At 67.9% G+C, this 15,818-nt stretch carries 12 protein-coding genes; 4 read left to right on the forward strand and 8 right to left on the reverse strand.

Annotation, left to right across the window (positions count from 1 at the left end):
• Nucleotides 1-537 precede the first annotated feature (537 nt).
• The 3 genes from RTY46_RS18505 to RTY46_RS18515 form a co-directional block, all read right to left on the reverse strand.
• Nucleotides 538-1,320, reverse strand: a complete 783-nt coding sequence (locus RTY46_RS18505) for a helix-turn-helix transcriptional regulator (RefSeq protein ID WP_312710229.1) — start codon at nucleotides 1,318-1,320, stop codon at nucleotides 538-540.
• 153 nt (nucleotides 1,321-1,473) lie between these two features.
• A protein-coding gene (gene prfB, locus RTY46_RS18510; RefSeq protein ID WP_108749502.1) for a peptide chain release factor 2 occupies nucleotides 1,474-2,599 on the reverse strand; the annotation gives its coding sequence in 2 pieces (ribosomal slippage) (nucleotides 1,474-2,523 and nucleotides 2,525-2,599; 1,125 coding nt in all).
• 199 nt (nucleotides 2,600-2,798) lie between these two features.
• Nucleotides 2,799-3,710: a LytTR family DNA-binding domain-containing protein gene (locus tag RTY46_RS18515; protein WP_312710232.1), complete on the reverse strand. Its 912-nt coding sequence runs from the start codon at nucleotides 3,708-3,710 to the stop codon at nucleotides 2,799-2,801.
• A 134-nt stretch (nucleotides 3,711-3,844) separates the two neighbouring features.
• On the opposite strand from RTY46_RS18515, the gene RTY46_RS18520 reads away from it, so the two are divergent.
• Nucleotides 3,845-5,053: an acyltransferase family protein gene (locus RTY46_RS18520; RefSeq protein WP_312710233.1), complete on the forward strand. Its 1,209-nt coding sequence runs from the start codon at nucleotides 3,845-3,847 to the stop codon at nucleotides 5,051-5,053.
• A 9-nt stretch (nucleotides 5,054-5,062) separates the two neighbouring features.
• A complete protein-coding gene (locus tag RTY46_RS18525) occupies nucleotides 5,063-6,025 on the forward strand; it encodes a phosphatase PAP2 family protein (protein ID WP_312710236.1) in 963 nt (320 codons plus the stop codon).
• Nucleotides 6,026-6,083: 58 nt separating this feature from the next.
• On the opposite strand, the gene RTY46_RS18530 is transcribed toward RTY46_RS18525, so the two are convergent.
• Nucleotides 6,084-9,002 (reverse strand): VIT domain-containing protein, encoded by a 2,919-nt coding sequence (locus RTY46_RS18530; protein ID WP_312710237.1) that lies wholly within the window; start codon nucleotides 9,000-9,002, stop codon nucleotides 6,084-6,086.
• 132 nt (nucleotides 9,003-9,134) lie between these two features.
• On the opposite strand from RTY46_RS18530, the gene RTY46_RS18535 reads away from it, so the two are divergent.
• Nucleotides 9,135-10,169 (forward strand): DUF1176 domain-containing protein, encoded by a 1,035-nt coding sequence (locus tag RTY46_RS18535; RefSeq protein WP_312710239.1) that lies wholly within the window; start codon nucleotides 9,135-9,137, stop codon nucleotides 10,167-10,169.
• 108 nt (nucleotides 10,170-10,277) lie between these two features.
• Here the strand turns inward: RTY46_RS18535 and recJ are convergent, their stop codons facing one another.
• Nucleotides 10,278-12,035 (reverse strand): single-stranded-DNA-specific exonuclease RecJ, encoded by a 1,758-nt coding sequence (recJ, locus tag RTY46_RS18540; RefSeq protein ID WP_312710240.1) that lies wholly within the window; start codon nucleotides 12,033-12,035, stop codon nucleotides 10,278-10,280.
• A gap of 145 nt (nucleotides 12,036-12,180) precedes the next feature.
• On the opposite strand from recJ, the gene RTY46_RS18545 reads away from it, so the two are divergent.
• The gene (locus RTY46_RS18545; RefSeq protein ID WP_312710241.1) at nucleotides 12,181-13,209 is read left to right on the forward strand and encodes a DUF1176 domain-containing protein; all 1,029 of its coding nucleotides are present in this window, start codon (nucleotides 12,181-12,183) and stop codon (nucleotides 13,207-13,209) included.
• A gap of 156 nt (nucleotides 13,210-13,365) precedes the next feature.
• Here the strand turns inward: RTY46_RS18545 and RTY46_RS18550 are convergent, their stop codons facing one another.
• From RTY46_RS18550 to RTY46_RS18560, 3 genes are all read right to left on the reverse strand, one after another.
• Complete coding sequence (locus RTY46_RS18550) at nucleotides 13,366-14,283, reverse strand: phosphoglycerate mutase (RefSeq protein WP_312710243.1); 918 nt, start codon at nucleotides 14,281-14,283, stop codon at nucleotides 13,366-13,368.
• A 4-nt stretch (nucleotides 14,284-14,287) separates the two neighbouring features.
• Entirely contained in the window at nucleotides 14,288-14,752 is a 465-nt protein-coding gene (gene greA, locus RTY46_RS18555) for a transcription elongation factor GreA (protein ID WP_303639167.1), read from the reverse strand.
• A gap of 8 nt (nucleotides 14,753-14,760) precedes the next feature.
• Nucleotides 14,761-15,818, reverse strand: a 1,058-nt coding sequence (locus RTY46_RS18560) for an ATP-grasp domain-containing protein (protein WP_312710246.1), incomplete at its 5' end; no start/stop codon positions are given.

Consider the following 15,818-nt stretch of genomic DNA (forward strand, 5'->3'; position numbering starts at 1 on the left):
CGATCAAAGTATCGCTTCTTGGCGTCCGCTGACGGGGAGCCAGACCAGACACCCCGCAATCCGACACCGCCCCACCTTCGACAGGTTCACGCGATCTGGCGCAGCGGCATGACGCTGCTGGTGGTGGGTGCCGACCGTTGGCCGGCACGGGGTCTGTGGGAACGGGGATGTGCTCGGGTAGGTGTCGACCTTGGTCGACACAGTAGATCCACGCCATGCGTGGATGAATCTGTGAGACATCGAAATCAATCTGGGGTCGGATCCCGTTGCGCAGCAACGGGATCCGACCCCGTGCCGTCCCGGCAGATCGCGGGAATCCGTCGAAGGCGGGGTGGGTCCGGTTGCGGGGGCGTGAGCCGCATGGATGCGGCGACCGAGCTTACATGGACGTACTTGCAGCGTCCCCCGCAACCGGACCCACCCCGCCAGACCACGGAATGCCCGCTGTTGCTGTTGCTGTTGCTGTTGCTGTTGCTTCAGTCGAGCATGGCTCGACTCTACAGCACGTGCAGGGCTGCAAGCCCTGCCGAACACCCCCTACTTCCGCGGCAGGTAGGTCACCAGCGAAAGGTCATGGCGGCTCTCCGGCACCAGCGCCACGTACTGCAGGTCCAGCAACCCACGCACGGGGTGGTTCAGCTTCTTCGCACCCTCGTCGAAACGACGCACGTCATGCTCGGGCCACCACAGCCGGAACTCCTCGCTGTGCGCCGCAATGTCTTCGGCCAGTGCCAGGAACGGCGCCTTGTCCGGCGCCTGCGCCATCGCCGCACGGAACCCGGCCAGCAGGCCACGGGTCATTTCTTCCCAGTTGAGGATGCGTTCGCGATAAGGCGCGTACAGGAACATCAGCCAAAGCGTGTTGCGCTGGCTCGGCGGGAACTGGCTGTAATCCACGAACAGGTCGGCGATGGCCGCGTTCCAGGCCAGGATGTCGAAGCGTGTGTTGCGTACGTAGGCCGGGATCGGCTGCATCGCCTCCACCAGCTGGCGCAGGCCGTCGGTCACGCTTTCGTCCGGTGATTCCAGCGGCACGCCGTAGCCGGACAGCGCAAAGGCATAGGCACGCTCGTCATCGCTCAGGCGCAGTACCTTGGCCAGGCGCTCCAGCACTTCCGGCGAGGCCCGCACTTCGCGGCCCTGCTCGATCCAGGTGTACCAGCTCACGCTGACCCCGATGGCCAGCGCCACTTCCTCGCGTTTCAGGCCCGGGGTACGCCGACGCCCGGCTGGCAGGCCAAGCGTGGCGGGGTCGACACGGGCGCGGCAGGCCTTCAGGAAGCCGCCCAGTTCCTTGCGTTCACTCTCGCTGCGCATCATCGCTACCGCCGCACCTGTTGTAGCGTCGAGCCATGCTCGACGAATCTGCCAGCCTGCGAAAAGCAGCCAAGCATGGCTTGGCTCTTCAGAAAGCCGGATCAGCCGCCCTCGGCATTGCGCACGAGGGCGATGACATCCGCGCAAGCGCGCCGATCAGGCATCGATGCGCTTGGAACCCACGGCCAGGCCGGCCTTCAGGCTGGCTTCGACGAACTCGTCCAGGTCGCCGTCGAGCACCTTCTGCGTGTCCGAACGTTCGATGCCGGTGCGCAGGTCCTTGATACGGCTCTGGTCAAGCACGTAGTTGCGGATCTGACTGCCCCAGCCGATGTCGGACTTGGTGGCTTCCACCGCGTCCTTCTCGGCGTTGCGCTTCTGGATCTCCAGCTCGTACAGCTTGGCGGCCAGCATCTTCATCGCGTTGTCGCGGTTCTGGTGCTGGCTGCGGCCGGTCTGGCAGGCCACAACGATGTTGGTCGGGATGTGGGTGATACGCACCGCCGACTCGGTCTTGTTCACGTGCTGGCCACCGGCACCGGACGAACGGTACACATCGGTACGCAGATCGGCCGGGTTGATGGTGATATCGATGTTGTCATCGATTTCCGGCGACACGAACACCGAGGTGAAGCTGGTGTGGCGGCGGTTGTCCGAATCGAACGGCGACTTGCGCACCAGGCGGTGCACGCCGGTTTCGGTCTTCAGCCAGCCATAGGCGTAATCGCCTTCCACGCGCAGGGTGGCCGACTTGATGCCCGCGACGTCGCCGCCGGACACTTCCATCAGCTCGGTCTTCCAACCGCGCGATTCGCACCAGCGCAGGTACATGCGCAGCAGGATTTCCGCCCAGTCCTGGGCTTCGGTACCACCGGCACCGGCCTGGATGTCGACGAACGCGGCGGCATTGTCCATCTCGCCGGAGAACATGCGCTGGAATTCCAGCTTCTCCACGTGCGCCTGGTGCTTGTCCAGATCGGCGACCACGGCCAGGGCGGTATCTTCGTCCTGTTCGGATTCAGCCAGTTCCAGCAGCTCGGTCGCGTCGGTCAGGCCGTCCAGCACCGAGGCGATGCCGCCCACGGTCTTTTCCAGGCTGGAGCGTTCACGGCCCAGGTTCTGCGCGTACTCGGCGTTGTTCCACACGTCGGGGCTTTCCAGCTCCCGCGTTACTTCTTCAAGACGCTCTTTCTTGGCGTCGTAGTCAAAGATACCCCCTGAGCGACACCACACGATCGGTCAGATCGGCGATGCGCTGGCGGACAGGATTCAGTTCGATCATGTCGGCGGTTATGCACTAAATAGATGACTGCCTATGATACCGCAGGCGGGGGTTCCCGGCATGAGGCCCGCTCCCCCGCCCGTTCGCGGCGACGCTGGGGCCGGGGCCGGCCTCGGTAGCATCGACTGTCAGTCGACCGCTCTCGGTTCAGGTTGTGGTGGAGCCCGCGCTGCGCGCGACAATCGACTGACAGTCGACGCTACCCCCCGTGCGAACCGCCCAGCGCCTGCCGCAGCAGCGGCAACTGCCGACGGCTGCACGGCACCCGGGCCCCGTCCGCCATGTGCAGCAAGGCCTCGCCGCCGTCCATGGGCTCGATCGAACGCAGCTGCCCGCGGTGGATCAGCCAGCTGCGGTGGGGGCGCAGGAACACGCCCGGGTCCAGCCGCTGCTCCAGCGCCGCCATGGTGATCCGCAGCGGGTAGTCGTGCCCGCGCACCCGCAGGTTCACGTAGTTCCCCGCCGCCTGGGCATATTCCACATCGGCCGTGGCCACCAGGAACTCTTTGCCCCGCTTGCGCACCAGGAAATGTTGCGGGCGCTCGACCGGTTCGACCGGCGGGCCCTCGTCGGGCGGCGCCAGCAGGTGCGCCTCGCCCTGCTGCTGGCGGCCGAACCAGGCCACGGCATGCACGGCGATCACCAGCAGGCTGTAGGTCTGCACGTCCTTGAAGAACTCGTAGAACCACTGCGCCGGCCAGTCGCCATACACGTAGTGCTGGCCTGCCAAGGCGAAGGCCAGCTTGCGCAGCAGCACAATGGCACTGACATGCAGCAGCCACCAGGCAATGGCCCCCAGCACGTAGACACCGATCCGGCGCCGCCAGGTATCGGCATGCAGCGGCCATCGGCGCGCCGCCGCCCGCAGCAACGCCAGCAGTCCCAGGGTGGCCAGCGCACTGCTGAACTCCTCGATGGAGGTGGCCAGCCCGGCAAAGGGCTGCCCGTCACGCACCGCCCGCATCCACTGCGCCAGCACGTTGCCGGCGGCGGTACACAGGAACAGCAATGACCAGAACATCACGTCCTTGCCGGGTCCATACGCCACCTGGGCGGTTGCAGCGGCTCGTGCCGCCGGATCTCCATTGTCCATCCCGCCATTGTTGCCCATCGGCCCACGCGCGCATCGGCCATTGGTCCCTGCCGCCCCGCCATTGGCCCCAGAACGCCCGCCACTGCGCCCTTTGCGCTGGTGGGGTGAGGGTCGGCGAGCGAAGGTGCAGCGTCCCCCTGATGCCCATCGCCATGCACCGACGCCACGATCTGGACACCCTGCGCATCGCCGCCTTCGCCCTGTTGATCCTCTACCACGCGGCCATGGCCTACGTGGCCGGCTGGGAGTTCCACCTGAAGAGCGCCTACACCGCGCAATGGCTGCAATGGCCGATGATCGCCCTGAACCGCTGGCGGATGCCGCTGCTGTTTGCCATCAGCGGCATCGCCCTGGGCCTGTCCCTGCCCGGCCAGGGCCGCCTGCCGCACACCCTGCGCCGCTGCTGGCGCCTGCTGCTGCCCCTGCTGTTCGGCATCGTGGCGGTGGTCTCGCTGCAGGCCTACTGCGAGGCGCTGGACAAGGGCGACGTGGCACCGGGGCTGGGCCGGTTCCTGTGGCGGTACTGGCAGTTCCGGCCCTGGCCAGGCGCGCACTTCAGTGGCGCCAGCTACGGCTTCACCTGGAACCACCTGTGGTATCTGGCCTACCTGCTGCCCTACACCGTGCTGGCCGTGGTGCTGGCCAGCCTGCTGCGGCCGGCGGCCAAGGCGCTGCCGATGCTGCAGGTAAGCGACCGTCTGTTGGGGGCCGCGCTGCTGGTGCTGCCGGTGGTCTGGCTGGCCTGGGCGCTGTTGGTGCTGATGCCGCGCTGGCCACCTACCCATGCGTTGCTGGACGACGTCTACGTGCACGCCGAGTCGCTGCCGCTGTTCCTGGGCGGCTTCCTGGCCGCACGCTGGCAGCGCGGCTGGGACCTGCTGGTGCGCGGCCGCCGGCTGACCCTTGGCCTGGCCGTGCTGGGACTGTGCCTGGAGCTGGGCATCCGCGCGCTGGCCCGACTGCCCGACGTGGGCAACGTTGATCCGTGGATTCTGGCGCTGCCATGGGCTCAGACCGAACGCGTCGGTCGCGCGCTCTACACCTGGTGCATGCTGCTGGCGCTGTTCGGCTGGGCCCAGGTGCTGTTGGCGCGCCCGTGGCCGGGACTGGCCTACTGCCGGGGGGCGGTATTCAGCTGGTACATCCTGCACCAGACCGTGTTGATCGTGCTGCTGTATGCGCTGCGACCGCTGCAGCTGGGGCCGTGGCTGGAACCTGCGCTGCTGGTGGCCGGCACCTTTGGCGGCTGCCTGCTGATCCACGAACTGCTGATCCGGCGCGTGCGTTGGCTGCGCCCCCTGTTCGGACTGCGCGCCCATCCGCTATCGTCGGCCACTGCACGCGCCGCACCGGCGCATTGAGGACAATGGATGTTCCAGACGCAGTGGCACCTGTGGTTGCAGCACACCCTCGACGCCAGCTGGATGCTGGCGGTGATGCAGTTCATCAGCCTGCTCGGCTACGAGCTGGGCTATACCGCGCTGATCCTGGTGTGCGCCTTCGGCGCGCGACTGCGCGCGGGCCTGTGCGTGATGCTGGCGGTGCTGCTGATGGCCTGCGCCACGCACGCGATCAAACAGACCGCCGCCCTGCCCCGCCCCTCCGACGTGGATGCAGCGGTACTGGACAAGGGTGAACCCTCGCACCCGTTCGTGGTCGATGGCGGTGCCCGCACGTTCTGGTCGCTGCCCGATGCGCAGGCCACGGCGATGCTGCGCGCGCAGCCGCACGCCGACTATGGTTTCAACAGCGGGCACGTGGGCATCACCACCGCTGCCTGCGTCAGCCTGCTGCTGGCGTTCGGCATCCGCCGGCGATGGCTGCGCTGGGTGCTGGTGCTGGGTTGGCCGTTGCTGATGGCGATTTCGCGCATGTACCTGGGGCGGCACTTCCTGGCCGACGTAGTGGCTGGGTGGCTGATCGGCATCGGTGTGGCCGTGCTGGCCTGGCAGCTGATGCCGGGGCTGCGCCGGGCGCGGCGATGGCAGTTGCCGGCGCTGCTGGGCGTGGGCGTGGCATTGGCGTGGGCATCTTTGTGGACCCCCTTGGTGCCGCTGGGCGAAGCCTCGCGCCTGCTGGCACTGGCCCTGCTGGTCGCGTGGCTGCAGTGGCGCGGCTGGCCGGCTGATCCACAGGGCATCGTGCAGCGGGTGGTGCGCGTGCTGGGCGTGGTGGTGATCTACCTGCTGGCGCGGCCGTTGATTGATTGGGTGGCGACCCGCATTCCGCTGCCCGATGTACCGATGACCGGATTGCTCTGGCATACCGTTGGCACCCTGCTGATCCTCGGCGGCGGCGTGGCGCTTGCGCGGTGGATTCCGCGCCAGCGGTAGATCCACGCCATGCGTGGATGGGGGCGATGGGCTTCAAGCAGCCACGCATGGCGTGGCTCTACTGCACTTCGAACTCGCCTACCAGGATGGTCTCCGAGCGGTCCTTCAGGCGCATCGTGACCGTCTGGTCCTGCTGCTTCGGCGTGCCCCAATGGGTGGTCAGGCGCAGCATCAGGGTCGTCGCACCGGTCACCAGTTGCTGGCGGCTGCCGAAGTAGTTGGCCTCCACCTTGTACTTTCCGGGCTTGGCATCGCGCAGCGAGAACTGCTCGGGGCCATAGCCGCCGGTGAAGTCCTGCGACATCTGCCCGCCCTGCCAGGTCAGGCGGTTGCCGTAGTACGCACGCTCGCCATTCGGGTCGGTCACCCACAGGTCCATGTCGCTGTTGTCGGCATCCCAGGCCAGCACCACGCGCAGGTCCAGTGGCATGGCCTGCAGCAGTCGCGGATCGATGCCGCGGGTATCCAGTCGCGGCGTGCTGCGCGCGACCAGGTTGGTCAGCTCATCCAGCGCGATCAGCGCGATGCCGTCAAAGCGCTGATCCCACGGGCGCACCACCACCTGGTACAGCCGGTCCAGTGCCTGCTGCGGCTTGCCGGCGGCCGCCAGGGCCAGGCCCAGATCGCGGAAGCTCTGCGGCTCTTCCTGGCCCATCGCCAACACCTGTTCGAACACCGGCACCGCCAGTGCAGGCGCCTGCGCCTGCATCAGCCGATAGCCAAGTACGCGCAGCAGGTGCCGGTTGTCCAGGTCCATCTCGGCCAGGTTGGACAACACACGCAGTGCCAGTTCGCGCTGGCCCTGTTCCAGCAACAAATCGGCCACGTCGAGGAAGAACGCACTGCTGTCTGCGTGTGCATCACGTTCGGCCAGGTAGCGGTCGTACAGCTGCGCGGGCGGGCCCTGCCGCAGGCGCCGGGCGATGGCCGAGTCCGGCTGCCAGGCGGCCAACTGGATCCCGAGCTCGCCCGCGTTGGCCGCACCGGCACGGCCGCTGGTGACCTGGAGCACATCCAACGCGCTGGCCGAGGCGGAGGCCGAGCGACGGGCGCGCGCGCTTCCGGCCTGCACGCGCTGCTCGGCTGCCGCCGCCATCGGGGCAGGCGCGGGCGGAGCCGGTGGCGCGGGGGCGGCCAGCATCGCCACCGGCGCGGCGCCGGCCGCCGAATCGGCCGCTGCCACCCCCATCGTACTGACGCTCACCGGCGGCGGTGCGCCCTTGGGCCAGCTGCGGCTCCACCACTGATGCCGCTCCTTCCAACGGCTGGCGACTTGATCCAGACGCTCGCGGTCGGCGGCCGCGCGATCAACCACCTGCCGTGCGAAGCGGGCGTCATAGTCGGCACGCAGCGCGCCCGACGGGCGGATGGCATAGCGCAGGTAGTCGTCCAGCGTTTCCAGCACGATCAGCGAAGTGTCCGGCCCGACCAGGCCAAACTGCTGTGACAGGCGCTGCATCGCCTCACGGTTGCTGCGACGATCCAGCGCCAGCTGCTGCAGGCGCGCCTGCGCCCACAGTCCCGCCAGCAGCGCACCGTCACCGCTGCGAGTGGTTGCCGGCAGCGCCTGCCAGGGGCCGCCGTCGATGCGCACCCGCATCGGCACGCCGTCGCCGGCCAGACGAGCGTGCAGCCACAGCCAGCCCTGCGCTTCGCTGCGGCGATCGATCACCACGTCCTGCACGCCGCGACCGGCATCGATCTGCACATCCAGCGGCGCCGACAGCAGTTCGCGCGCGGCGGCGTCCACGTCCGTTCCCAGCGCGACGAAACGCCCGCCATGGGCTTCGCTCCAGCCGCGCAGGCGCGGGCTGTCGGTGCGTGCGCCCGCACTGCTGATGGCGAACAAGCGCTGCCTCTCGGCCAGTGCAGGCAAGGCTTCCGGCCCGTAGGTCAGCAGGCCATCACTGACCAGCAGGTATTCCTTTACGCCGGGCTGCGGCTGCCAGTTGGCCAGCGCGCTGGCGCCGTCCGGCCGTACCTGCTGCAGCGCCTGGCGCAGCGCGCTCCAGTCGCCCTTGCGGATACGGAAGCGCCGCTCGGCCTCGGGGCGGTCGCGCAGCACGGTCAGCACGACATTGCCATCGCCCATCGCCGCGAAGTAGCGGTCCAGCAGCGCGAACTCACGTGTGCGGTCGCGCTGGCCGGCCGAACCGGAGCCATCCCAGAGCAGGCCAACTTCGCTCGGTACCGTGCGCGGCGTGCGGTCGGCGGGGACCGGCAACTGGGCCAGCAGGTAGTGACCGTCCTGCCACTTCGCCACCTGCACCTGCGACTGGCGCGCCACAGGCAGGGTCCACTGCAGCTGTGCTGGCAGTTGTGCGCCACGTCCCTGCCAGTGCAGCTGCCCGCCCTGCAGGGCGAACGGCGCTTTGCCGGTGGTCGCAGCGCCTGCCGCCTGCAGATCCAGTTTCACCGAGGCTGCGCCGGCAGCGAACTGCAACGGCAACGACCATTGCCAGCCCTTCTCGGCGTAAGCCAGCGGCTCGCGCACAACCAGTTGTACCCGGCGGCTACCGCCGGCCGGCAGCGGATAGATGCGCAGGCGGAACTGGTTGCCAGCGGTCTGTTCCAGCAGGCCCGGGTCGACGCCGCGCCGAGCGATCTCTTCAAACACCTGCCGACCGCGGTCCTTGGGCACCGGCACCGCCTCGCGCATCTCGCCATTGATGTCCAACGCGAAGCCACTGATCTGCTGGCTGTCGCCCAGTGGGAACTGCAGCTCGCCCTCCAGCACGCGGCTGTTCGGGTTGTGGAAGTCCAGGGTGATGCGGGTCTGCGCGATGCCCGCCTGGAGCTCGCCTTCGATACGCGCCTGGCGCAGCTGGATCGGCTGTTCAGCGGCCTGGGCAATCAGCAGCGGCGCGGCCACGGCAGCGGGTGGCTTCGGTTGCGGCAAGCGCCGGGCGTGCTGGGCCTGCACCGGCAGGCTGGCCAGCATCAGCAACGCAACAACGCAGCGAAGAGCAAAGGTCATGGCGGCAGTCCCGTCGGATCGTGCAGGCGTGAACGCACCAGCAGGACGAACGGGGTTACCGACTGCAAGCGCATCGACACACTCCCCTCCCACCGTCACCATGGGCGCCTCCCCGCCACGCAAGGATGCACCATGCGCCCAATGATCGCCCTCACCCTGCTCGCCTTGGCCGGCACCGCCGCCGCCGACAGCTTGAAAGGGGTGCGCTTCGAGCACCACGACTGGATGCTGGCCTGCGACAACACCCGTACCTGCCGCGCGGCCGGTTACCAGGATGATGGAGACGACAACCTGCCGGTGTCGGTGCTGTTGATCCGCAAAGGGGGACCCGGGCAGACGGTCAGCGCCAAACTGATGCTGGGCCAGTACGACGAGGTTCAGCTGCCGGCGCGGCTGTCGCTGCAGATCAACGGCAAGGATCTGGGCGCACTGCCGTTGACCGATGGCGCGGCGACGCTGTCCACGACGCAGACAGCGGCACTGCTGGCCGCGCTGGCGCGCAGCAGCCGCATTGCAGCGGTCGGCAACAATGGACAGCGCTGGATCCTGTCCGACCGTGGCGCCTCGGCGGCGCTTCTGAAGATGGACGAATTCCAAGGCCGCCTGGACACCCCCGGCGCGCTGATACGCAAGGGGTCGCGCGCCGAAGCATCGGTTCCTCCCGCGCTTCCGTTGCCCACGCTGGTTCTGGCGCCATTGGTGGCGGCACGAGCCACCGACACCGCACTGGAACACTCGGCCGCACTGCGCGCGGCACTGGCCGAGGCCGACACGGGCGGCGACTGCGACGCGCTGACACCCGAAGGCCTGCCGATGGTGGACGGCCCGCAGGCGCTGCACGTGACCCGGCTTGGCAGGACTTCCCTGATGGTGTCTACGCTGTGCGGGCGTGGCGCCTACAACGAGGGAATCGGTTACTGGGTGGTGAACGATGCGCCGCCCTTCAAGGCCACGCTGGTGACCGCATCAGGCGGCGATGACGATGGTCGGGTGATCAGTTCGGCTCAGAAGGGCCGTGGCTTGGGCGATTGCTGGTTTACCGCGCGTTGGGGCTGGGACGGGCGCCGCTTCGTGCAGACCGATGAGTCCACCACGGGCCTGTGCCGGCTGGTCGCGGCTGGGGGTGCGTGGCACATGCCGACGCTGGTGACCAAGGTGATGCCCTGAGCGTTGACCGTATCCACGCATGGCGTGGATCTACTGTAGATCTACGCCACGCATGGATACCCGTGGCGTAACGCCCGCGACGCCTGCACGCAAGGCGGCGGCCCGCCATCAGGCCGGCAGGCAGTGCTCCACGATCAGCTGGATGGCGGTGCCACCGCGGTAGTCATCGCAGGCCAGCCGGTAGGCCAGGTGCACGTGGCGGCCGGGCGCATTGCCATGCCAGCCGCCAAAATGGATGGCATTGATCGTGCCGGCAACGCCTGGCAGGCGCAATTCCAGCTTCAGATGCCGCTCTTTCAGTACGCGCCAGTTGGCCACTTCGAAATGGCCGTCAAACAGCGGCTCGGGGAAACCCTGCCCCCACGGTCCGGCCAGGCGCAGCGCATCGGCGTGGCGATGATCGAGCTCATCGGGAGTCAGTTCGCCGTCGCTCAGCACCTGCTGTTGCAGGGCCGCGGGGTCCAGTACCTCCTGCACGATGGCCAGGAAGGCGGCTTCGAAGTCCGCCAGGCGGTCCAGGCGCAGGCTCAGGCCGGCCGCCATGGCGTGGCCGCCGAAGCGCTCGATCAGGGTGGGATGGCGCGCATCGACCAGGGCCAGCACATCACGGATATGCAGGCCCGGGATGGACCTCGCGGACCCGCGCAGGGTGTCGGCACCGGGCTCGGCGGGCGCGAAGGCAATGACCGGCCGGTGCAGGCGATCCTTCATCTTCGACGCCACCAGGCCGACCACGCCCGGGTGCCATTCCGCATCGAACAGGCATGCCGCCACAGGCCGCTGCCCGTGCTCATGCAGCACCACGCGCGACACGGCCTGCTCAGCGTCAGCGGTCATCGACTGCTGCACCGCGCGGCGTTCCGAATTGATCTGCTCCAGGGTCTGGGCGATCTCGCGGGCCTGCCGCGGGTCTTCGGTCAACAGCAGGGCAATGCCCAGCGCCATGTCCTCCAGCCGCCCGGCCGCGTTCAGGCGCGGGCCCAGCGCGAAGCCGATATCGGTGGACGTCAGGCGTGCGGCATCACGACCGCTTGCTTCGATCAGCACCTTCAGGCCGACGCAGCCCTGCCCGGCACGCAACCGGCGCAGACCGGCGCTGACCAGTGCACGGTTGTTGGCATCCAGCGCGACCAGATCGGCCACGGTACCCACCGCCACCAGGTCCAGCAGCGTGGTCAGGTCCGGGCCCTTGCCATCGGCGAACACGCCGGCCTCGCGCATGCGCCGGCGCAGGGCCATCAACACATAGAAGATGACGCCTACCCCGGCCAGCGACTTGCTGGGAAAATCGTCGCCGTCCACATTCGGATCGACGATGACATCAGCCGGCGGCAGCTGCGGCCCCGGCAGATGATGATCGGTGACCAGCACCTGCCAACCGCGTGCCTTGGCGGCGTTGACACCGGCATGGCAGGCAATGCCGTGGTCCACCGTGACCAGCAGGTCGGGCTGCAGCGCCGCCAGTTCGTCTACCAGCGACGGCGACAGGCCGTAGCCATGCACCATGCGGTTGGGCACTGCGTGGAAGACGTGCTGTGCACCCAGCATGCGCAGGCCACGCACGCCCACGGCGCAGGCAGTGGCACCGTCGCAGTCGAAATCGCCGACGACCAGGATGCGCTTGTCCTTGGCGATGGCATCGATCAGCAGGTCGACCGCAGCCTCCATGCCGGTGAGCAGTTCGGGCGCATGCAGGTTGCCCAGGCGCGGCAGCGCCAGCTCGGGCGTCAGCGCGCCACGATTGGCGTACAGGCGCGCCAGCAGCGGCAGGGTGTCGTCCGGCCAGGCGCCGGGCTGCACCGGTTCACGGCGACGGATCAGCGGGGAATCAGACACGGACAGTGCAGCATCGGCGGCAAGGGACATCGGCATCGCCGGGTTGCGGAAGACGCCACCATGATAACGCGGGGTGAGATCCCCCTGCTCGCAGAGGGCTCTGACGCCAACGGAAGCATTTGGAATCGACCGCCGTTTATTTCATGCTTGTCGGCCCCGAAATGGATTTCTCTTCATGCGCCGCACTTTGTTCCTGGCCCTGGTCCTCGTTTCAGCCGCCCACGCCGCCACGCCCGAGCCGAAGGCCGGCGTGTCGTTCGATCACAACGACTGGTCACTGGCCTGCGACAACACCCGCACCTGCCGCGCAGCCGGCTACAGCCCTGAAGAACCCGGCAACCTGCTCAGCCTGATGCTGGAGCGTGCGGGCGGCCCCGGCACCCCGGTGGTCGCGCGGCTGCGCAATGGCGAAGGCGATGACCCGTCGCCCACCGGAGCGCTGCGCCTGCGCCTGAACGGCAAGGACCTGGGCCCGGTGCGCGATACCGGCGAGGGCGAGAAGGTGCTGCTGCAGCAGGCCCAGACCGATGCGCTGGTGGCCGCACTGCCCCGCCAGGCGCGCATCGAGATCATCGATGGCAAGGGCAAGGCCTGGCCGATTTCGGACAGCGGCGCGACGGCCGTGCTGCTGAAGATGGACGAAGCGCAGGGCCGCCTGGGTACGCCGGGCGCGCTGGTGCGCCGCGGTGACAAAGCCGAGGCCAGCGTGCCGGCGGCGCTGCCGATGCCGGTGGTGGTGCACGGCAAGCTGGCGTCGCCGCGCGGCACGGATGCGGCGTTGGCCCAGGTGCCCGCGTTGCGCAAGGCACTGATCGCCAGCCTGCCCAACGCCGACGAATGCGCGCGCCTGAGCGAGGGCGAGAAGGATGACATCGAGATCCAGCGACTGGACGCCGGGCACGTTCTGGCCAGCACCAGCTGCTTCATGGGTGCCTACAACTTCAGCAGCGGTTACTGGGTGGTGCAGGACAAGGCGCCGTACCAGGCGAAGTTCGTGACCTCCGATGCAGAGGACTTCGATCGTGACGATGCCATGCTGCGCGGGCGCTTCCGAGGCCGCGGCATCGGCGACTGCTTCTCCGGTCACGACTGGGCCTGGGATGGCCAGCGCTTCGTGAAAACCAGCGCGTTCACCACGGGGCAGTGCCGTGGCGTAGCCGGTGGCCATTGGACGCTGCCGACGATCGTCAGCACGGTGAAGTAAGGCGCCCTGCCCGCCCTGTAGAGTCGAGCCATGCTCGACTGATCCCAACGTGCCAACCAAGGTTGGCACCTACCGGGGCGTGGCGTGCCAACCAAGGTTGGCACCTACCGCAACCGGGGTCAGAGCCCGTTGCGCAGCAACGGGATCCGACCCTGCTCAGTCGTGCAGCTGGCGGGGCTTCTTCCAGAACTGCCAGCGCTGACCGCGATCGAGGCGGAACTGCAGGCCGTCTTCGAAATCCAGCACCAGATGCTGCAGTTCGCCGCGACGCAGTGCCGCCAGCAGCGGAACAATCGCTTCGCTGCCCAGCTGCTGCAACGAACGCAGCTGCCGCAGATCCACCAGCGCGTCCACCGCCTGTTCGCCATCCACCGCCACGCCGGCGGCCTGGGCCAGGCCCTGCAGCAGCGCGTCGCGGCTGCGTACCTGCACGTGCTGGGTAGTCACCGATACCGGCATCACCCCGCCGCCCCAGAACCACAGCGAATTGATCGGCTGCTGTCCCTGCGCGGCACGCTGCTGGTTCCAGGAATGGTTGTGCAGCAGCACCTGCGCCTCGGTCATCAGGGCACGCCAGCGGCGGCCGGCCTGGCCTTCGGGCAGGTGCGAGAAAAGATCATCACCCAGCACGTCGTCCGGGCTGTCGAACTCGGGCAGTTCGATGTCGATGGGCAGGCGCAGGTACCACCGCGCCGGGTCCGGCGCGTCCAATACGAAACCGGCATCGGCAAACAGCGGCTGCAGCACCGGCAACAGCGCCAGGCTGTCGGCCAGCGTCGGCCGCAGCGTTTCGCCGTGACCCATCATGCGCGCGCCGTGCATGTCCGGCACCATGCAGGCCGGGTCGGCCCGCAGCCAGCAGGCGCCGGCGGCATCGCCGACATCACGCTGGCGGGTCAGCGCGGCCACCGGCCAATGCGGTGCGGCCACGCTGAAATGGCGTTGCAGCTGGGCACGTTCGCCCGCGTCCAGCTGCACGGCGGTGGCGCGGCCCAGGGCGCGCGCCACCTCGTCAGGCAATGCAGCCGCCGCAAAGCGGCTGCGCGCCGGCAACAACAGGGTCGCCGTTGCCACCCGGTCAGTCCAGGTAGCTGACGCTGACGATCTCGTACTCGCGCTGCCCAGCCGGGGCGTCGATCACGATCGAATCGCCTTCCAGCTTGCCGATCATCGCGCGGGCCACCGGCGAGGAAATGGCAATCAGGCCCTGCTTGATGTCCGCTTCCAGGTCACCCACGATCTGGTACTTCTTCTCTTCGTCGGTTTCCACGTCGGCCAAGGTCACGCTGGCACCGAACACCACCTTCGAGCCAGCGTTGAGCTTGCTGACGTCGATGATCTCGGCGTGCGACAGCTCACCTTCCAGCTGCTTGATGCGGCCTTCAATGAAACCCTGTTCCTCGCGCGCGGCGTGGTATTCGGCGTTTTCCTTCAGGTCACCGTGTTCACGCGCTTCGGCAATGGCGGCAATGACCTTCGGGCGCTTGACCGACTTCAGGTGGTCCAGTTCGTCGCGCAGCTTCTGCGCGCCCTTCATGGTGATGGGGGCTCTCATGCATTCAACTCCTTGTGCAGTTCCTGCAGCGACCAGACAGGGCCGGTGCCGCGGAATTCCAGTGAATCCACCAGCGCCTTGGCGCCGGCAATGGTGGTCGAGTAAGTGACGCGGTGCTGCAGCGCCTCGCGACGGATCGAGAACGAGTCGTTGATCGCCGCACGGCCTTCGGTCGTGTTGACGATGTAGACGATCTCGCCGTTCTTGATCGAATCGACGATGTGCGGACGGCCTTCCACCACCTTGTTGATGACTTCGCAGTCCATGCCGTGCTGCTGCAGCCACGCGGCGGTGCCACGGGTGGCGACCAGGCTGTAGCCACGCGCCAGCAGCGCCTTGGCCACCGGCAGTACGCGCTTCTTGTCCGGATCGCGCACCGAAACGAAGGCCTTGCCCACCGGCGGGGCCTTGATGCTGCCCGCTTCCTGCGCACGCGCGAAGGCGGCGTTGAAGGTGCGGCCCACGCCCATCACTTCACCGGTGGAGCGCATTTCCGGCCCCAGGATCGGATCGACGCCCTGGAACTTGGCGAACGGGAAGATCGCTTCCTTCACCGAGTAGTAGTCGGGCACGATTTCCTTGGTGGCGCCCTGCTCTTCCAGGGTCTTGCCGGCCATGCAGCGCGCGGCGATCTTGGCCAGCGCCATGCCGGTGGCCTTGGACACGAACGGCACGGTACGCGAGGCGCGCGGGTTCACTTCCAGCAGGTAGATGGTGTCATCACCGTCTTCGCTGGTCTGGATCGCGAACTGGGTATTCATCAGGCCGACCACGTTCAGGGCCTTGGCCAGTTCCACCACCTGGCGGCGCAGTTCGGCCTGGGTCTTGGCCGACAGCGAGTACGGCGGCAGCGAGCAGGACGAGTCACCCGAGTGCACGCCGGCTTCTTCGATGTGCTCCATCACGCCGCCGATCAGGACGTTGCCATCCTTGTCGGCAATGATGTCCACGTCGCATTCCACGGCGTTGTCCAGGAAGCGGTCCAGCAGCACCGGCGAATCGTTGGACACCTTCACCGCGTCGCGCACGTAGCGGGCCAGGTCGGAGTCGCCGT

The sequence above is a fragment of the Stenotrophomonas sp. genome, from assembly GCF_032056425.1.
In the GTDB taxonomy this organism is placed as follows: Bacteria; Pseudomonadota; Gammaproteobacteria; order Xanthomonadales; family Xanthomonadaceae; genus Stenotrophomonas.